The organism is Pseudoalteromonas sp. S2755 (assembly GCF_005886535.1).
In the GTDB taxonomy this organism is placed as follows: Bacteria; Pseudomonadota; Gammaproteobacteria; order Enterobacterales; family Alteromonadaceae; genus Pseudoalteromonas.
Window position 1 is genome coordinate 1 of the sequence record NZ_PNDS01000132.1, and the last position, 17,487, is coordinate 17,487.

19 protein-coding genes are annotated in these 17,487 nt (G+C 45.6%); 10 read left to right on the forward strand and 9 right to left on the reverse strand.

Features of this window, described 5'->3' with window-relative positions; translation table 11 throughout:
- Positions 1-228: 228 nt before the first annotated feature.
- On the forward strand, positions 229-636 hold the full coding sequence (locus CWC03_RS18805; protein WP_138583231.1) for a CBS domain-containing protein: 408 nt from the start codon (positions 229-231) through the stop codon (positions 634-636).
- 20 nt (positions 637-656) lie between these two features.
- Here the strand turns inward: CWC03_RS18805 and add are convergent, their stop codons facing one another.
- The 7 genes from add to cyaY all read right to left on the reverse strand — a co-directional run bounded on the left by add (position 657) and on the right by cyaY (position 7,654).
- Positions 657-1,652 carry an adenosine deaminase gene (gene add / locus CWC03_RS18810; protein WP_138583189.1) on the reverse strand — a complete coding sequence of 332 codons (996 nt, stop codon included), beginning with the start codon at positions 1,650-1,652 and terminating at the stop codon, positions 657-659.
- A 132-nt stretch (positions 1,653-1,784) separates the two neighbouring features.
- On the reverse strand, positions 1,785-2,888 hold the full coding sequence (locus CWC03_RS18815) for a heme biosynthesis HemY N-terminal domain-containing protein (RefSeq protein WP_138583190.1): 1,104 nt from the start codon (positions 2,886-2,888) through the stop codon (positions 1,785-1,787).
- The gene (locus CWC03_RS18820) at positions 2,885-4,702 is read right to left on the reverse strand and encodes a uroporphyrinogen-III C-methyltransferase (protein WP_138583191.1); all 1,818 of its coding nucleotides are present in this window, start codon (positions 4,700-4,702) and stop codon (positions 2,885-2,887) included. Before CWC03_RS18820 ends, CWC03_RS18815 begins: the two co-directional genes overlap by 4 nt.
- Entirely contained in the window at positions 4,703-5,641 is a 939-nt protein-coding gene (gene hemC / locus CWC03_RS18825) for a hydroxymethylbilane synthase (protein ID WP_138583192.1), read from the reverse strand.
- Between the two features lie 103 nt (positions 5,642-5,744).
- Positions 5,745-6,632, reverse strand: a complete 888-nt coding sequence (locus CWC03_RS18830; RefSeq protein WP_138583193.1) for a DUF2914 domain-containing protein — start codon at positions 6,630-6,632, stop codon at positions 5,745-5,747.
- Positions 6,633-6,677: 45 nt separating this feature from the next.
- Entirely contained in the window at positions 6,678-7,334 is a 657-nt protein-coding gene (locus CWC03_RS18835; protein ID WP_138583194.1) for an alpha/beta hydrolase, read from the reverse strand.
- On the reverse strand, positions 7,334-7,654 hold the full coding sequence (gene cyaY / locus CWC03_RS18840) for an iron donor protein CyaY (RefSeq protein WP_010378141.1): 321 nt from the start codon (positions 7,652-7,654) through the stop codon (positions 7,334-7,336). The genes CWC03_RS18835 and cyaY overlap by 1 nt, the downstream gene beginning before the upstream one ends.
- 155 nt (positions 7,655-7,809) lie before the next feature.
- Here cyaY and lptM point away from each other — a divergent pair, with 155 nt between their 5' ends.
- The 7 genes from lptM (at position 7,810) to CWC03_RS18875 (ending at position 14,042) form a co-directional block, all read left to right on the forward strand.
- A complete protein-coding gene (lptM, locus tag CWC03_RS18845; protein WP_138583195.1) occupies positions 7,810-7,986 on the forward strand; it encodes an LPS translocon maturation chaperone LptM in 177 nt (58 codons plus the stop codon).
- A 1-nt stretch (position 7,987) separates the two neighbouring features.
- Positions 7,988-9,241, forward strand: a complete 1,254-nt coding sequence (gene lysA / locus CWC03_RS18850) for a diaminopimelate decarboxylase (RefSeq protein WP_138583196.1) — start codon at positions 7,988-7,990, stop codon at positions 9,239-9,241.
- Positions 9,242-9,368: 127 nt separating this feature from the next.
- Positions 9,369-10,199: a diaminopimelate epimerase gene (gene dapF / locus CWC03_RS18855; protein ID WP_138583197.1), complete on the forward strand. Its 831-nt coding sequence runs from the start codon at positions 9,369-9,371 to the stop codon at positions 10,197-10,199.
- A complete protein-coding gene (locus tag CWC03_RS18860) occupies positions 10,196-10,822 on the forward strand; it encodes a DUF484 family protein (protein WP_138583198.1) in 627 nt (208 codons plus the stop codon). The genes dapF and CWC03_RS18860 overlap by 4 nt, the downstream gene beginning before the upstream one ends.
- Positions 10,819-11,742 (forward strand): tyrosine recombinase XerC, encoded by a 924-nt coding sequence (locus tag CWC03_RS18865; protein WP_138583199.1) that lies wholly within the window; start codon positions 10,819-10,821, stop codon positions 11,740-11,742. Before CWC03_RS18860 ends, CWC03_RS18865 begins: the two co-directional genes overlap by 4 nt.
- Positions 11,743-11,744: 2 nt before the next feature.
- Positions 11,745-12,446 (forward strand): HAD-IA family hydrolase, encoded by a 702-nt coding sequence (locus CWC03_RS18870; protein ID WP_138583200.1) that lies wholly within the window; start codon positions 11,745-11,747, stop codon positions 12,444-12,446.
- A gap of 84 nt (positions 12,447-12,530) precedes the next feature.
- Positions 12,531-14,042 (forward strand): peptide MFS transporter, encoded by a 1,512-nt coding sequence (locus CWC03_RS18875; protein ID WP_138583201.1) that lies wholly within the window; start codon positions 12,531-12,533, stop codon positions 14,040-14,042.
- A 29-nt stretch (positions 14,043-14,071) separates the two neighbouring features.
- Here the strand turns inward: CWC03_RS18875 and CWC03_RS18880 are convergent, their stop codons facing one another.
- Positions 14,072-15,412 carry a hypothetical protein gene (locus CWC03_RS18880; protein ID WP_138583202.1) on the reverse strand — a complete coding sequence of 447 codons (1,341 nt, stop codon included), beginning with the start codon at positions 15,410-15,412 and terminating at the stop codon, positions 14,072-14,074.
- 115 nt (positions 15,413-15,527) lie between these two features.
- Here CWC03_RS18880 and CWC03_RS18885 point away from each other — a divergent pair, with 115 nt between their 5' ends.
- Positions 15,528-16,397 (forward strand): dTDP-4-dehydrorhamnose reductase family protein, encoded by an 870-nt coding sequence (locus CWC03_RS18885; RefSeq protein WP_138583203.1) that lies wholly within the window; start codon positions 15,528-15,530, stop codon positions 16,395-16,397.
- Positions 16,398-16,400: 3 nt separating this feature from the next.
- On the opposite strand, the gene CWC03_RS18890 is transcribed toward CWC03_RS18885, so the two are convergent.
- On the reverse strand, positions 16,401-16,706 hold the full coding sequence (locus CWC03_RS18890; protein WP_138583204.1) for a DUF6482 family protein: 306 nt from the start codon (positions 16,704-16,706) through the stop codon (positions 16,401-16,403).
- A gap of 82 nt (positions 16,707-16,788) precedes the next feature.
- Between CWC03_RS18890 and CWC03_RS18895 the strand changes: the two genes are divergently transcribed.
- Positions 16,789-17,481 carry a pseudouridine synthase gene (locus CWC03_RS18895; protein WP_138583205.1) on the forward strand — a complete coding sequence of 231 codons (693 nt, stop codon included), beginning with the start codon at positions 16,789-16,791 and terminating at the stop codon, positions 17,479-17,481.
- Positions 17,482-17,487 lie beyond the last annotated feature (6 nt).

Genomic DNA, 17,487 nt, shown 5'->3' on the forward strand with positions numbered 1-17,487 from the left:
CAAGGAAAAAACTAAGTTGTGTTTTAGAAACAATGAGCTGGAACATTCCTTATCCAAACCTCAGGTTAAGTAACTGAAGACAAGTTATTTAATAGCAATTTATCCAATGTGTGGCAGGTCTTTAGTCACACATTGAAAAAACAGAACAAACCAATCAAAACAATCCATTTTACCAAAATACTTTCACCCGCTACTCTCATATTACACACAGACACCGCGAGAAGTATGATGAGTAAACTCTATGTTCGTGACATCATGTCACCTGATTTCCCACTGTTAACTGCCGAGACCGAACTAACCGACGCAATTAATTTACTGCAAAAGCATCATCTAATTGGTGCGCCAGTGGTAGATGAACAGCGTCATCTTATTGGATTTATTTCAGAGCAACAGCTACTCAAGCCTTTGCTTAATTCCAGCTACTTTTGTGATGGTAAAGTACAGCTGAGAGATTTACTGGCAACGCCTGCCCTCAGTATCGCAGCTGCAACAACCGTTGTCGATCTTGCACAACGTATGCAGCAAAATAGTCCTAAGGTTTATCCCGTACTCAATGAAGGCAAAGTAATTGGTATTGTGACGCGCAGCCAAGTCGTTGCGGCACTAAAAGAGAGTTATCTTAGCTGTGCGGGGTGATCCCACACAGCAATTTCAGCCTACGCTTTCTTTGCAAGCAACGCTTTTTTATCAGCTTCGCTTAAAAAGGCAATCTCAACCGCATTGCGCTGCGCTTTATGGATATCACTCAAATCTAAACCTGCCGCCGCCGCTGCATGGCTATACTCGTTATCCAACTCGATACCTTGAACTGCAGGATCATCGGTATTGATGGTTGCCAATACGCCATGATCTAAAAATGCTTTCAATGGATGCGTAGTTAAACTTTCGACGGTGCTTGTTTGGATGTTACTGGTTAAACAAGACTCGATCCCGATACAATTATCACGTAAATAGTCCATTAAAGCCGGGTCATGGATTGCTTTAACTCCGTGACCAATACGTGTTGCACCAAGCTCTTTAATGGCTTGCCAGATGCTTACCGCGCCCTCAGCTTCGCCAGCATGTACCGTCACACCAAGGTAAGCATCGCGAACCTGCTTATAATGTTCAATAAACAGCTCGCCCGGGAAGCCCAGCTCGTCACCCGCGAGGTCAATCGCAACCAACTGCTCCTTAAAGGCAAGTAACGCGTCTAGCTCATATTGGCATTTCTCCACACCAAATGTGCGTGACATAATCCCGATCAGGTTAACCTTAATGTCTTGGCCTTTAACTGCACTTTGTACACCGTCGACTACGGCTTCAACAACGCCCTGCGGGTGTAGATTATGGGTTTTTGCCATGTAGTAAGGACTAAACCTTAGCTCTGTGTAATCAATACCTTGTGCAACTGCGTCGGCAACATTTTCAATCGCAATACGGCGACAAGCTTCGTAGTCACCTAGTACCTTTACACCCCAATCTAGTTTTTCAAGAAACGCCATTAGATTGGGTGCATTGTCCAACACTTGAACATGCGGGCGTAGACCTTCGAGATCCGTTGCCGGTAAATCCATATTAAACTGCTGGCCAAGTTCTAAAATCGTTGTAGCACGAACGTTACCATCTAAGTGGCGATGTAAATCTAATAGTGGGAGTGTGTTATTGATCATAAGAGACTCGATTTGCAGTTAAAATTTTTGGGATCATACGCACCTAAACTGAGATAGCAAGGACATATGTCAGAATTGAGTATAGCTAACTTTAATGCAAAAAAGCCTGCACATTGCTGCGCAGGCTTTTCGTTACGATTTTGCGATTAAATACGCTTTCTCGTAGGTATGCATTTTTTCGTAGGCGAGCTGAGCTTGCTTACTCCAGCGCGCTTCCCAAGGGTTTGCACTTAAGGAATCAAAGATCTTCGCAGCAAGCTCATAGTCCCCCTCAGCATTGCAAAGGCAAGCCAATGAGAACAGCAGCTCCTTGTCATCTGGATGTTTTTTCAATTGCTGCTGCAGTGCTAATTTGAGTTCATTACTACTTTGCGTGCTGTGTTTCAGATAGTCCGCCAACTGGTGATATTGACCTTGTTTAAGCAGCTTCTTGAGCTCGCCCAACACTTCCGCTATGCGTCCATGTTGCAGCTTCACCTTATTAAGAGCAGGTATTGCATGCGCTTTTACTGCCTTAGGTAGCATATTAAACAAAGTGTCTGCTTGCTCTGGGGCTATCACAAACATGCGCTCGAACACACTCTGCCACTGTGTATCACTCCAGTTAAGCTTTTTGTGCCACTTCGCGATTTGTGCTGTAGCTTGCTCGGGTTGTTTAGCCTGTAGGCAAGCCAAAATGTAACCGCTAAGCACCGCTGAAGTTGGTTTAGCTGCAGACATTTTGTCATCAAGTAAAGCCAGCGCCTGTTCACTATTATTTGCTTCCAGCCACAGTGCCGCGAGTTGCCCTCGGTTGTCATCCGATATTGCTTCTAGCTCCGTATTCGCTTTGACAACATCTCCTTGCTTTAACGCCGCTTTGGCTGCGATGGCACGCACATAGTCCTGGCGTTCATCCGGCTGTGGCGTTTTCGTCAACAAGGTTGCAGCTTGCTCCACTTCGCCGTTAATAAATAGCCACAAACTTTCGTTCCATGCTTGTTGCGCTTTTAGCTTACGCTTTCTGGAAAAATGACCTTTCGTATTGACTAGACGATGCCACGACCAACGCACTATCTTACCCAACAACACTAAAGCGGTGATGGCGAGCAATAACAAGATAGTGAAAGACACTATGCTGCCTTCAATCGTGGTTTGATTGAAAGAGATCAACACATAACCTCTCTCATCTATGAGTAAATGACTGGCGGCTAGCGCGATAAAAATAAGCGCGAAGGTGATGATTTTTGCCATCATTTTAGCCACCCTTTTACTGCTGCTGGGGTGGCAAGTTCAATCGACTCTTGGCGCTGAACTTCACTGCGGCTCAGCTTGTTTAAAGCCTGCTGCATCGCGCTCACAGGCGCGTGTTGCGTATCAAAATAACGCGCCAACGTGTCGGCTGCACTATCAAGCGCACTGAAGTAAATGCTCGCTTGTTGATCCATTAATGCGGTTTGTGCTTGGGTTAAATAGGCACGCAGCTGCGTGCGTATAAGTAGCTGCTCGTTTTTATCTAGGAGTGGGTCTATCACCACTTCATCATGGTGACGTATGGTAATAAAGTCATCAACCAATCCCCGCCAAGAGCGCTTTAAGTTCGCTTGCCAATCATCAACCTGTTGCGATAGCGCAGCATCTTCACTCGCTGCCTTTTGCTGAATTTGCTTGGTTTTGATCGTTAGCGTATCAACTTGAGACAATAAACCATGAAGCTCAAAGTAAAGTGACTCCGTTTGTGGCTTAGGCAAGGCCTTCAAAGCCGCAATATCTTTAGCAATCGCCTGCTTAACAGCAGCCGTGTTTGACTCAGACTCTAGGCTCTCTTGCAAGCGCTGCAGAATAGCGATTGCGCCGAGATAATCTTGCTCTGCCGCAACCTTAAATGCAGCAAGGCGCTGTAAATACAAGGCCTCAGAGGCCACGGCACCGCTTACTTGCTGCTGCGCCTTGGCAAGCGTCTGCGTTAGCTGAGTTTCCACATGCTGTTGCTGCTCAGCCAATCGCTTTGCGACATTGTCTTGTAGCGAATCCAGCACATTTTCTACTCGCTGAAGTTGCGATTTAGCGCCACTCAGCTGGGTGTTTAATAGCTGATTTTCAGCGTTAATCGCTTGGTTAGCTAGCAACGCTTGTTGCAACTGTTGTTGCTGTTGCAAATAGACATAGCCAGCACCAGCACCACTGCCAAGCGCCACTAATAATGCAAGGAGCGCAACCTTACTCACACCAGCCTTAGCGTGATGTGGCGTTACTGTTTGCTCTGCTGCTTTTACAGCTTGCTGAGTATTTGTATTCTTTGTTTGCGATTCAGACTGAGTCATTTTGCGCCCTTGCTGCTTGGTATAGTCGATGATACTCCCTGCGATGGCACGATTATCAGGGCCATGACATACCACAATTTGAGACTGTTCGATGTTATAGGATTGCTGTACATGCTCAGCAATACGTTGACTCACAACAAAGAAAGTGCGCTGAGCCAACCAATCTTTACTTGCTGACGACTGCGTATTAAAAATCGCATCCGCTGCACTATTACTGGTAATGACTATACCTTCAATCTGCTGGCTTCGCCAGTGGTCTAACCAGCCATCTGCATTGTCTTTTACGGCAACACGTTCATAAACCACCAAACTGTCAAGAATGGCCCCCCGCGCTTTTAAAGTTTGCGCAATAACGGGACGCCCGCCTTTCCCTTTGACCAACAATACACGCTTGCCCTCAACAGAGGACAGCTGCGGGAGTGCAAGCAAGCCTTCGGAATCAGGTTGTTTAGGGTATTTAGCCTTGATATTTAGGGTCTGCTGGATAGCATCGGCCGTGCCTTCGCCAACAGCAAAAGCTGCGCAATGTCCGGCTAATGGCATTTCTAGTTGGTGAAAGTATCGCACCGCATCTGGCGAGACAAAAATAGCTAACTCGGCTTCGCTTATCATTGCTTTGGCGGTGTCACTCACCGCCACTTCATTAAGCTGCAATACTGGGCAAATCACTGAGCTAATTTGCTGCTGTGTCAGTAACTCAGATAAAGGTTCTGATTTGCCAACGGGTCGAGTTAGCACAACTTTCATTTAAGCGTCCCTATAAACCTCAGCAAGAATTTTATCTGCACCTTGCGCAAGTAAAGATTCTGCCAATTGAATTCCAAGTTGCTCAGCCTCTACAACCGTACCTGAGCATTCGCCGCGCAAGATCTCACTGCCATCGACAGCCCCCACTAAGCCGCGCAAGTGCACCTGATCGCCCGAGACTTCTGCGTAAGCACCGATTGGAACCTGACATCCTCCTTCCAAACGACGGTTCATTGCCCGCTCGGCAAGTACACGAATACGTGTATCAGTGTGCTCCAGTGGTGCGAGGAATGCTTTAGTTTGAGCATCATCGCTACGACACTCAATGCCGACAGCGCCTTGACCATTGGCCGGTAATGAATCTTCAGGTTCAATATAACTTGCGATTCTATCCACCATTTCTAAACGGATAAGTCCCGCCGCGGCCAAAATAATAGCATCAAATTCACCCGCATCGAGCTTAGCTAGGCGAGTATTCACGTTACCACGTAAATCCTTAATAACTAAGTCCGGACGAGCTGCTCGAATTTGACATTGGCGACGTAGGCTTGAGGTGCCAACTACAGCGCCCTCTGGCAACTCTGCAAGTGAGGTATAAGTATTAGACACAAACGCGTCTCTTGGGTCTTCACGTTCACAAATAGTATGCAGCTCAAGTCCCTCAGGGAAATCAACCGGTACATCTTTCATTGAATGCACTGCAATATCTGCGCGCCCTTCTAACATGGCCTGCTCAAGCTCTTTGACGAACAACCCTTTACCACCAATTTTTGCCAATGGCGTATCTAAGATTTTGTCGCCTTTCGTCGACATCGGCACGAGCTCTACTTTTAGATTCGCATGGTGTTTTTCAAGCTCTGCTTTCACAAATTCGGCTTGCCATAGCGCCAAAGCACTTTTGCGCGTTGCAATACGTAATATGGAAACTTGTTCTGTCATGATTTGCCTTTCATTTATTGCAGCGTTATTGCCGCTGCAAAGAGTTAACTATGTGGTGATGGCAGTCAGTCACGTGCTGCCATACACAATACTGCGAGTATGATTATTGCTGACTGTTATCCACAATGCGGAACGTCTTTTGGGCAAGCAGCTGTCCAGACTGCGTCACCACCTCAACACGCCAATCTCCGGTTTGACTCGGCATGACGTTCTTACTTGAATAAGTACGATAGCGCGCGGCTTGGATCGGCAGCTCCACTTCTGCCATCAACTCGTCTTGATGGAACCACAGGTGCGACACCACTTGATCTTTAAGCGCGTGTACTTCAGTAAAAAAGTAAAGCTTGTCACTAAACTGCGTTGTCGCGATCACATCTTTCAACACGTTCGTTGGTTCGCGGTCATCAATCATAGTAGTGAGTACAGCGCGGCTGATAAATTGCGTGTCGATTTTTGCCCCTAGCGCGACACTGGCTATGCGGGCTTCAGCATCAAATTGATTTTTAGCTTCAGCCCTTGTTTCTGTTTCTGTTTCTGTTTCTGTTTCTGTTTCTGTTTCTGTTTCTGTTTCTGTTTCTGTTTCTTCAGAAGCTTGTTGCTGTTCTTGGTCTAACGCAATGACTTGAGCGACCTCTATTGAGGTCGTCGCGGCACCAACAGGAGTGAGTTCAGGCGTCGTTAAAACGGTATTAGGTGAGGTATCCGCACTTAGCTGCTCGCCCTCACGCTCTTCATTAGAGTCTACTGCTGCAGGAGAGTCATCCAGCGATGTATCGGTTTTCGCAATAGTGGCATGCATAGGTACTGCCACTTGGACATCGTCTTCATCTGCGTTAACGTTATCCACGACACCATAAACCCCCGCGGTTGCAATGCCAGCAAACGCTGCCGTTGCCATAAAAATGCGTTTCCAGTGCCATTGATAGGTCACCGTTGAGGGCTCTGAGGGTTGCTTACTCACCGACGTTTTTATGACAATCTTTTGTGACATTGCTTTGCTCCTGTATCTGTCACCAGTACCTTATACCACTTAATATTAATCGCTCAGTCTCGTAATTAACCAAGCGCGAATGGCTTTTAACTCTTCAAGACAGACCTGATGCTCCATTGGGTAGTCTTGCCAGCTCACTTCATAGCCTTGCTGTTGTAACGTGTTAAATGCGTGCTCACCTGCAAACATCGGCACGACAGGATCAGCACTGCCATGCGCCATAAAAATAGTGAGCTCGCTTTGCTGTGCTTCTGCACTGAGCTTTTCAGGCACACACATATAAGTTGATAGTGCCATGACACCAGCCAATTTAACAGTTAAACGCGGTGCAAGATGGAGCGCGATCACGCCCCCTTGAGAAAATCCAGCTAAGATAATGCGGTTAGCTGAAATACCTTTATCTAACTCTGCCTGAATCAACGCTTCAACCTGAGCTGATGAGTCTCGCACACCTTGCTCATCCGCTCTTTTATCTAGATCAAATGATTTAATGTCATACCATGCACGCATCACCATACCACCATTTATGGTGACCGGCTGCTGTGGTGCATGTGGGAAAATAAAGTGTGCACCCAATTCCTCAGGCAGGTTTAACTCAGATGCAATGGGCAAAAAGCCGTTGCCTGAATCACCTAATCCATGGAGCCAAATAATACTCGCTTTATGTTGTCCTTTGGCAGGATAATCTACAAACTCCAACATTAATCGTGCTGCCACTCTATTGCGATATTTGCTTGCTTCGTCGCCGCGTCGCTCATAAATTGCCAAAACTCAGCACCGGAGCGATTATCAATCCACTGATCGCCACGCAGTTCAAAGTGATGACCATTAAACTTAGTCGCCACCCAGACTTGGTGCAATGGTGCTTGTTTGTTAATAACAATTTTGCTCTTGTCAGGGAAAATAATCTCTAGAATTCCCGATGCTGATTCGTAATCTAAATCAGCGTCACAATCATCGATCTGCTCTTCAATAGTCAACATTAGCGCATCGGCTAACTCATGATATTCACTTTCTGTCATCGTGATTTCCTCTTACTGACGCACTGCGGCATGGTGCCTAAGCTTAACTCGCTATTTGAGCAATTTGATGAAGACGAAATTTCAATAGCGAAAAGCTGCTTTTTTTATCAATTCTGTTACTCTGCGATTATAAAGGCACTGACACGAATTATCTAATGAAAGCGACACCTTATAAATTTAGCGTAACGGCACTTGTTTTTACTACTTTAATCGGATTATCGGGTTGCGGTCAAAGCGGTCCGCTTTATTTGCCTGAACAACAGGCTAAAAAAGCAAACCAACCGAAAGCAGCACAAGCAAACCAGCCTGAAGCAGAACAACAGGAGCGTTAAAATGGATTATTTCAATTATCAAGATGGCGAACTATTCGCTGAAGATGTCGCCATAACCACTATCGCTGAGCAATATGGTACTCCTTGCTATGTCTACTCGAAGAAGACTTTAGCACGGCACTATCACGCTTTTACGGACGCCGCAGCTGGTCATCCCCACTTAGTGTGCTACGCAGTAAAGGCGAATTCAAATATCGCCGTGCTGAACGTCTTGGCTGAGCTTGGTTCTGGTTTTGATATCGTGTCGAAGGGTGAACTTGCGCGAGTGCTAAAAGCAGGGGGAGATCCTCGAAAAGTCGTTTTTTCTGGTGTTGCGAAAACGGAAGATGAAATCGCGTTTGCGCTTGAGACTGGTATTAAATGCTTTAATGTTGAGTCGATTGCGGAGCTTCACCGTATCAGTGAAGTGGCAACCAGACTGGATAAGATTGCGCCAATTTCATTGCGCGTAAACCCAGATATCGATGCAAAAACTCACCCTTATATTTCAACTGGGTTAAAAGAGAACAAATTTGGTATTGATATCAAAGCCGCATTTGATGTTTACCAGCTCGCTTATGCCCTACCGGGTTTAAAAGTGGTTGGGATCGACTTCCACATTGGCTCTCAGTTGGTTGAGGTTAATCCATTTTTAGCGGCGTTAGATAAAGTGCTGGCTCTAATTTCTCAACTCGAAAAGGCGGGAATTTACTTGCATCACCTCGATATCGGTGGCGGTCTTGGCGTGCCTTATGACGGTGAAAAACCGCCGCATCCGAGTGCTTATGCTGCAGAGATTAAAGCACGATTGGCACAATTCAATGATCTAGAACTCATTTTTGAGCCTGGTCGAGCGATTGCTGCCAATGCTGGTGTGCTGGTGACTAAAGTCGAATTTATTAAGCCAACCGAGCATAAGCATTTTGCCATTGTTGATGCTGGCATGAACGACATGTTACGACCATCGCTTTATCAAGCTTGGCAAAATATCGTACCAGTCACACCGCGAGACGACGTTGACGCGATAAATTACGACGTGGTTGGTCCTGTATGTGAAACAGGTGACTTTCTAGGTAAAGACCGAGTACTTAAAATTAAGGCTGGCGACTTATTAGTACAGCGCAGCGCAGGCGCTTATGGCTTTACCATGAGTTCAAATTACAACTCACGCCCCCGCTGTGCAGAGGTCATGGTTGATAACAACCAACACCATCTAATCCGCCAAAGAGAGCCGTTAGAATCTCTGTGGCAATTTGAGCAGCTACTGCCACAATAATCGACTTGGATACATCCTTGGGATGCAAAACAAGGCTTTATGCCAAGCCCGCTTCCCTAGTCGAAGTATCCATGGCAAAGTATTAGTAAAGTGAGGCCATGGTTTTATACCAAAAGATAACCACTCTATGTTTATAAACTTTTCAAAAATGCATGGTTTAGGCAACGACTTTGTGGTGATAGATAATGTCACCCAAAATGTGTTTTTGTCTCGAGACCAAATTAAGAAGTTAGCAGATCGCCACTTTGGAATTGGCTTTGATCAGCTATTGATGGTTGAAGCGCCTTATTCCCCGGACTTAGATTTTCATTATCGTATTTTCAATGCCGATGGTAACGAAGTTGAGCAGTGTGGTAACGGCGCTCGCTGTTTTGCTCGTTTTGTTCGCATGAAGGGCTTAACGAACAAACACAAAGTTTGTGTCTCTACAAAGGGCGGCAATATCACCCTCTATACCGAAAAAGACGGCCAAGTTACCGTGAATATGGGCAAACCAAATTTTAACCCACAAGCCATTCCATTTCGTGCAAACAAACAAGAAAACACCTATATTTTAAGAGCCGACGAGCATACCGTGTTTTGTAGCGCGGTTTCTATGGGCAACCCTCATGGCGTGATTATTGTCGATAGCGTAGAAACCGCTGAGGTAACTACACTTGGACCACTCCTTGAACACCATGAACGTTTCCCACAAAAGGCCAATATTGGCTTTATGGAATTAGTTTCTCGTGAACACGTTAAGCTGCGTGTTTGGGAGCGCGGCGCTGGCGAAACGCTTGCCTGTGGCACAGGAGCATGTGCTGCCGTAGTTGCAGGCATAATGCAAGGCAAGTTAGAAGAAACCGTTAGGGTCGACCTACCAGGTGGCAGTCTTCAAGTGCGTTGGGGCGGTCAAGGCCAAGTAGTGAAAATGACCGGACCGGCGGAGCATGTTTTTGATGGGCAAATCGCAATATGACCATAAAAGAAGCAAATTCGACTGAACAATTAGTCATTGAGTACCTGCGCAAGCATCCTGATTTTTTGCTCAGGCACCCTTATGTGCTATTGGATTTGCAGCTACACCACCAGCAGCAAGGGCTCCCAAACCTTGCTTTGCACCAACAGCGGATGCTCCGCGACGAAGTCAACTCACTACAGCAACAGATCAAGGACATGGTCCATTACGCAAAAGCCAACGAGCTGATTTTCAAGCAGTTGAGTGAATGCCAATTGGCTATCATGCGCTGTACAGAGTTGAGTGCTATCAATCATACGTTAGCACAGCGCTTTGAGAACCACCCGGACATCCAAGCATGTAAACTCATCAACATCGATGATACGCTTTTGGAGCTAGTGTCAGCTAAACTGAGCAGTAACAACAGCTATTTAGGACGACTCAGTCAGCCACAAGCTGAACTCTTGTTTGCCGGTATTGAAGTGGGCTCGGTGGCACTTTACCGCGTTGATGCGTCAGACAAAGGTCGCTTTATTCTGGCCTTTGCCAGCCGCTCACCAGAACACTTTTCGCCACAACACGACAATATGTTGATCACGGCTTTTATTCAAACATTATCGCTTAAGCTCGAAGCGCTGGCATGAGCCTAACACCACTACCTGAAGATTGGACGCAACCCGTAACCGCCTTTATGGCACACTTGCGCCACGAAAAGCACTACTCAGAACATACACTCACCCAATACAAAACTCAGTTGATCCAAGCAGCGCAGTATTTTAGTGATCACGCCCCTACTTGGCTTGAAGTTAGTGGCGATCAAGTCCGCCGCTACAGTATGAAGCTTCGCGGCCAAAATTACAGCCCAAGAACCATCAATCTTAAGCTCAGTTGTATTCGAAGCTTATATAAATTTCTCAAGCTCAAGTCACAGTCGCAACAGGCTGTCGTCAATCCCGCACAAGGGATCCGAGGACCTAAGTTTCAAAAACCATTACCAAAGAACCTTGATGTTGACCAAATGGGACAACTTCTTGAAATTCAGGCAGATGATGCGCTTGCTATTCGTGACAAAGCCATGATGGAATTAATGTACTCCAGTGGTTTGCGATTAAGCGAATTGGTTAGCGCTAACCTATTGGACGTCAAAGACGGTGAAATACGCGTGCTTGGTAAAGGCGGCAAGGAACGTGTTGTGCCTGTTGGTGGTAAAGCGCTAAACGCGCTAGCTGATTGGCTCAAAATAAGGCCACAATTTGCAACATTGGAAGAACCGGCGCTTTTCGTGAGCAAATTAAAGCGCCGGATCAGTCCTCGCCATGTCCGCGCAAGAATGAAAGAATGGGGTCTGAAACAAGGGGTTAGCACACCTATTCACCCCCATAAACTGAGGCACTCGTTCGCCAGCCACATGCTAGAGTCCAGTGGTGACTTGCGCGCGGTACAAGAGATGCTTGGCCATGCCAGCTTATCAGCCACTCAGGTCTACACCCATTTAGATTTTCAACACTTAGCAAAAGTGTATGATAGCGCTCACCCAAGAGCGAAAAAGCAAAAAGACGAGTAACAATGCGATTCAATAAGCCCATTTCAGACATTGCCGCCATCAGTTTTGATTTAGACGATACGCTATACGACAACAGACCTGTTATCATTGCGGCCGTTAACGCCATGACAAAACACCTGGATGCTATTCCCGAGTGGCAAGCGAAAGGAGAGGCATTCTGGTCTCAATGTCGAAGCGAAGTGCTCAAACAAAACAGTGCGCTTGCAGAAGATGTGACAAAGTGGCGTCAAGTGGCACTCGAGTGGGGCTTTTCTGCCCTGGGTTTTGATACCGCAACAAGTAAACAGCACGCGCTACGCGCCTATCAAGCCTTTGCCGATGCCCGCAGTAATATCATTGTCAGCGATGCCGTCATCAGCCTGCTTGCTCAGTTACGCAGCCAATATCACATCATTGCCATCACTAATGGTAATGTCGAGATAGATAAGTTCAATCTTCGCGATAGTTTTGACTTAGTGCTTCGCGCCGGAATTGATGGCCGCGCCAAACCTCACCCTGAGCTTTACCAGCTTGCCTGCCAGCATTTTAACCTTGCACCACATCAACTTCTGCATGTTGGCGATAGCTTAGATACCGATGTGCAAGGAGCACACCGTGCCGGCTGCCCTAGTGTTTGGCTTCGCAATCAATTTGCGCCATACCAGTACAAAGGATTGGCCAATATGGAAATCGACAACATACAAATGTTAAAAAAGATGATGTAATGTTTCCTTTCATGCGGTTGCATTCGGTGCTTGAATAACGTACTAATATTGACTTCCAAAAAACGATAATAATGGAAGTGAAATATGTCATCACAGGACACAACAAGTGACACAGGCTTTTTTGGTCATCCAAAAGGTCTGTTTACACTGTTTCTCACCGAGATGTGGGAGCGAATGAGTTATTATGGCATGCGTGCCATGTTAGTGCTTTTCATGACGGCAACCTTACAACAAGAAGGCCTTGGTTTTACTGTCGCATCTGCAGCCGCAATCTATGGTCTTTATACCGGTTCAGTGTATTTCTTAGGGTTACCTGGCGGATGGATAGCCGACCGCCTCCTAGGTGGTCAACGCGCGGTTTGGTACGGCGGGATCATCATCATGTGTGGCCACATTATTCTCGCCATTCCTAGCGAGTTTTCTTTTTTCGTGGGCCTTATCTTTGTTGCCAGTGGTACGGGCTTATTAAAGCCAAACATCAGTGCCATGGTTGGGCAGCTCTATAATGATGAGGATAATCGTCGTGACAGTGGTTACGCCATTTATTACATGGGGATCAATTTAGGCTCTGTGATTGGTTATATGGTGTGCGGCTACTTTATGGAAAATGTCGGCTGGCACTGGGCCTTTGGCGCAGCGGCTGTCGGTATGGCAGTCGGCCTTATCACGTATCGTTTAACAGGCAAACATATTGCCACTGTCGGTAACGAGCCAACTAACCCCATGAAAGGAAAAGAGAGCGTAAAAGCATGGAGTGCTATAGGCCTTGCAATTGCGGCTGTCGCAGCAGTTACCATTGCTGCATTTACTGGCGTATTAGTGATAAACCCTGTGGTACTGGCAAAGTATGTAGCCTTCGCTTTTACCATTACGTTTTTCTTGTACTATGGTTATATCTACTTTGCTGGAAACCTAGATGAAAATGAAAAGCGCCGAATGTGGGCTCTCTTTTTGGTTTGCGTTGCCTCTACCTGCTTTTGGTCTGGCTTTGAGCAAGCAGGCTCTTCGCTTAACCTCTTTGCTCGTGATTATACGGACCGCTTAATAGGCAGTTTTAGTATTCCAACGGCTTGGTTCCAATCAGCCAACGCTTTCTTCATTATCGTGTTATCCCCTTTCTTTGCTGCGCTTTGGATTAACTTGGCGAAGCGCATGATCACGCCAACCTATAGCGTGAAATGTGCGATTGGCCTTATCATTATGGCGAGCGGATTTATTGTGATGTTTTTCGCTTCCCAATATGCAGCACAAGGCCTGCAAGTGGCGCCAATGTGGTTGATCACCACCTACTTTCTGCACACTGTGGGTGAGCTTTGTTTAAGTCCTGTGGCGTTAAGCGCAGTAAGTAAGTTATCTCCCAAACGTTTTGCTGGGCAAATGATGGGGGTTTTCGTACTGACTTACTCAATTGGTAATATCTTCTCGGGTCTGCTCGCTGGTAGCTTTGATCCTAATAATATCGAAGACCTACCCAATCTTTATCTGCAAATTGCACTATTTACTATCGGTATTGGTGTATTTGTCGGTGTACTTGGTCTAAAAACTAAGCATTGGGAAAAGCAATCTGAAAAGCCGCTCACAGAGCAAACGGCTTAAATGAATTGAAGATGTAGAAGTGATCACTTCTACATCTTTTCAAACTCAGCAGAAACAAGCTGGCCGTCATAAGATTTGAAATGACCAACCCAATCAGAGTTTACTACCTCTATCGTGCCATATAGATTTTCAATCGAACCTATTTGAGATGCACGACTTTCAGGGTCAAGATAATTCACCCCATAGAATTGCCAAGGAGTAAATACATTCGATATCACGCTCAATCCAGATAAATTAGCATTGTTTAACGACCAACTCTCTAGCAGCTGAACTCCTATCACTCGGCCAAATTGGCTTTGTTCAATTAACTGATTACACCCGGTGTAAAGTAGCGTTTGTTTATCTATACCACGCCATTGCATTAAGGCGCCCTGATGCTTTGTAATAAAAGCTTTCATGTCTTCTTGACCACTCCAGCATGCAGGAGCAATTGGTTTCGCAATTTCGATTTTGCCTATGGTTAGGGCAGATAATTTGGTCTTCGGATCGGTAGTATATCTTCCCTCGACAAAAAACTTAATGTCAGGAAACTTTTCCTTAAGTGCAGAAACTGTCATCTCATCCAAGTCACGGTTTGCAATTTGAGTTTGCTGGTGACTTAGTGGTGTCGCAAGAACAACATCATAAATATCAATTAGATTTGCAAGACTGATTGGAAGAAGATTGAGCGCATATTGGTATCCAACGAGCTTATCATCTTCAAATAAAAACACGTTATTGCGACCAATAAACGCAAACTTTTGATAAGCATTAATAGGCCATTGCATCGTAAAACGGCCTATTTTTTCTTCCGCTTGTGAAAAAGAGTCACCGAGCTTAATACCAAATACTTGGTCCTTTGTCACAGAAGTATCAAGTACCTCTGTTAGCTTTGGCTTGAGCCGGCCTTTGTTCGGATCAATCGTTGTTTTATAAGTAAATGAATGGGCCATTGGCTTGGATGAAAAAACAGCACCCGATATCAGCTCAGTATTTTTTGCTGTAAGTACTTCAGTATAATGACAAGATAATACGGGCTGTGCTACAACTTTCCCGGATACAACGGCTCTTTTCGACCACCCATCAGCCGTTCTTTTAAATGAAGCATTTTTAATAATTATACCTTTTTCAAACGCTTTAGCTTCTTCAGATAATGCGTCAAATAGCGACAACTTAACATCGTCAAACAGCACAGTGACAACATCAGATAGTTCACCATTACTCGCCTCTTGTCCCCCCAACAAACGCATTGACTTTGAGCTTTGCTTGTATATTTGAATGGGCGCTTTGCTTTCATCAATGACACAGTCACTATTTTTCGAGAATATTTGGGTCGCACTCACTTGCACACTCACCGTAAACAAACCAGCTAGCAAAATACTTTTTTTCATTTTTTTGTCCCTTTTTTAGCCTTATCTCAACCTTAGCGTAATCTGATACAAATCTGTAGTTTTTCTTCCGACTTTGTTACTGTACTGGCTCTTTTAAAAAAGGATGCTGTTTTCTATGTCTAAAGTCATGATCACTGGTGCAACAGGCTTATTGGGCCGCGCACTTTGCCAAGAGCTAATTAGTACCCACGAGATTTTAGGATGTGGCTTTAGCCGAGCTACCGCGCCACTTCATAAGCTTGACTTGGCTGACCACAATTCGGTTTTAGATTTCTTAGATAATCACAGCCCAGAGGTACTTATTCACGCAGCTGCAGAGCGTAGGCCTGAGCAATGTGAGCGAGACCAAGCGGCAACGCTTGCGCTCAATGTTGCAGCAACCGAATTTTTAGCCCAAGCCTGCCGTGAAAGAAATATTCGGTTTTTCTTTATTAGTACTGACTATGTATTTGACGGCACCTCAGCACCTTATGTTGAAACAGATATCACTAATCCTGTGAACTTCTACGGCCAAACCAAGCAAGCAGCGGAACGTGCCATACTGGCGGATAGCGCATTACACACCATTGTACGAGTGCCAGTACTATACGGCGAGGTAAAAACGCTGGAAGAATCTGCGGTAACCGTTATTGCAAAACAGCTGTTAGCCAACCCTGCTTCAAGTCACGATCATTGGGCCATTCGCTACCCTACCCACGTCAGCGATATTGCGCTAACGCTCAAAGATGTTATCACACAGCCAAACCTTGATGGGATTATTCATATCAGTGGCAATCAAGCATTCACTAAGTATGAGATGGCGAAGATCATGGCGCAGGCTTTGCGGCTACCGACGCAAGATATCGTACCGCTGAGCCAACCGAGTGACGATGCCACAAGACCACAAGATTGCGCTCTAAAAGACACAAGGTTGATTAATTTAGGGATTTCTCACCAACGCGATTTTGCCACCGCAATAGCTGAAGTGCTCACAAAACACAGATAACGCTTAAAACAGGTTATTACGACCAAAGGGCACTTCTAATGTATTGTCATTGGCTGATACTGGGTGCCCTACCATCTCGTCATAAGCGCTTTGATGCCTGATCACCATTTCTAGGTAGCTAATATCAAGCAGGCGCTTTTGAATTTGCAGTGGGTTGTGTGCTTTTAAAAACTCGCCATTTTCCTCCGTGACATAATATTCCACGTTATTAATAAGCACGCTGACTTGATAAAGCGCTAAATCAATGGAATGCACTATTACCTTTTGCAGTGGTTGATGCTGTTTTAACTTTGAAAACGCAATGGCCATTGATAGTCTCCCATGCATAGATCCAAACAGTTTGTTGCCCTACAATACGCGCTGTTATCTCTTTTTGATCATGTGAATGTCTATGTCCTATCCGATGCGTTTGGCTAAATATCTCAGCCACTGCGGTGTTTGCTCTAGGCGACAAGCGTCTCGCCTAATTGATACAGCAAGAGTGACCGTAAATGGCCGCTTGGCCAATCACATAGATCATATCAATTTGACCGATTGCATTATGGTCGATGGTGAACCGGTCGCGCCGCCACAAGCGAGAAGACTCTTTGTTTACCATAAACCTGTTGGTATAGACTGCAAAGTGAATCCAGATGACCCTGCCAGTATCTACCATGTACTACCAAAATCGTGTCGTGTGTATCCAATAGGTCGGTTAGACAAAGACAGTCGAGGCTTACTACTCCTCACCAATGATGGAGCACTGTGTCAGCAGTTAATCCACCCTGACCATCATCAAGAGAAAGAATATGAGGTGCAAGTTGACAAGCCTCTGGACCCAGATTTTTGCCTTAAAATGGCAGCCGGCGTGCCAGTGAAGGGGCAAATAACCCTGCCCTGTACTGTTGAACAAATCGCTCATGACCGCTTTAGAATAGTGTTACGCCAAGGGCTCAATCGCCAGATCAGAAGAATGGCACATTACTGCGGTTATCGGGTTATCGATTTATACCGAGTGCGTATTGCAAACTTAGCATTACCACAGTTGGAGATTAACTCTACTGAAGTGAAAGAGATTTCAGCAGAGTTAATTCAGTTGACCTAAGTGTAG

Excerpts from the sequence above, each read along its gene's own strand:
- CWC03_RS18865 (WP_138583199.1), top strand. The coding sequence starts at position 10,819 with ATGAGCCTAACACCACTACCTGAAGATTGGACGCAACCCGTAACCGCC.
- CWC03_RS18805 (WP_138583231.1), top strand. The coding sequence starts at position 229 with ATGAGTAAACTCTATGTTCGTGACATCATGTCACCTGATTTCCCACTG.
- add (WP_138583189.1), bottom strand. The coding sequence starts at position 1,652 with ATGATCAATAACACACTCCCACTATTAGATTTACATCGCCACTTAGAT.
- CWC03_RS18890 (WP_138583204.1), bottom strand. The coding sequence starts at position 16,706 with ATGGCCATTGCGTTTTCAAAGTTAAAACAGCATCAACCACTGCAAAAG.
- CWC03_RS18820 (WP_138583191.1), bottom strand. The coding sequence starts at position 4,702 with ATGAAAGTTGTGCTAACTCGACCCGTTGGCAAATCAGAACCTTTATCT.
- CWC03_RS18885 (WP_138583203.1), top strand. The coding sequence starts at position 15,528 with ATGTCTAAAGTCATGATCACTGGTGCAACAGGCTTATTGGGCCGCGCA.
- CWC03_RS18870 (WP_138583200.1), top strand. The coding sequence starts at position 11,745 with ATGCGATTCAATAAGCCCATTTCAGACATTGCCGCCATCAGTTTTGAT.
- CWC03_RS18880 (WP_138583202.1), bottom strand. The coding sequence starts at position 15,412 with ATGAAAAAAAGTATTTTGCTAGCTGGTTTGTTTACGGTGAGTGTGCAA.
- CWC03_RS18830 (WP_138583193.1), bottom strand. The coding sequence starts at position 6,632 with ATGTCACAAAAGATTGTCATAAAAACGTCGGTGAGTAAGCAACCCTCA.
- hemC (WP_138583192.1), bottom strand. The coding sequence starts at position 5,641 with ATGACAGAACAAGTTTCCATATTACGTATTGCAACGCGCAAAAGTGCT.
- dapF (WP_138583197.1), top strand. The coding sequence starts at position 9,369 with ATGTTTATAAACTTTTCAAAAATGCATGGTTTAGGCAACGACTTTGTG.
- cyaY (WP_010378141.1), bottom strand. The coding sequence starts at position 7,654 with ATGACAGAAAGTGAATATCATGAGTTAGCCGATGCGCTAATGTTGACT.
- lysA (WP_138583196.1), top strand. The coding sequence starts at position 7,988 with ATGGATTATTTCAATTATCAAGATGGCGAACTATTCGCTGAAGATGTC.
- CWC03_RS18895 (WP_138583205.1), top strand. The coding sequence starts at position 16,789 with ATGTCCTATCCGATGCGTTTGGCTAAATATCTCAGCCACTGCGGTGTT.
- CWC03_RS18815 (WP_138583190.1), bottom strand. The coding sequence starts at position 2,888 with ATGATGGCAAAAATCATCACCTTCGCGCTTATTTTTATCGCGCTAGCC.
- CWC03_RS18835 (WP_138583194.1), bottom strand. The coding sequence starts at position 7,334 with ATGTTGGAGTTTGTAGATTATCCTGCCAAAGGACAACATAAAGCGAGT.
- CWC03_RS18860 (WP_138583198.1), top strand. The coding sequence starts at position 10,196 with ATGACCATAAAAGAAGCAAATTCGACTGAACAATTAGTCATTGAGTAC.
- lptM (WP_138583195.1), top strand. The coding sequence starts at position 7,810 with ATGAAAGCGACACCTTATAAATTTAGCGTAACGGCACTTGTTTTTACT.
- CWC03_RS18875 (WP_138583201.1), top strand. The coding sequence starts at position 12,531 with ATGTCATCACAGGACACAACAAGTGACACAGGCTTTTTTGGTCATCCA.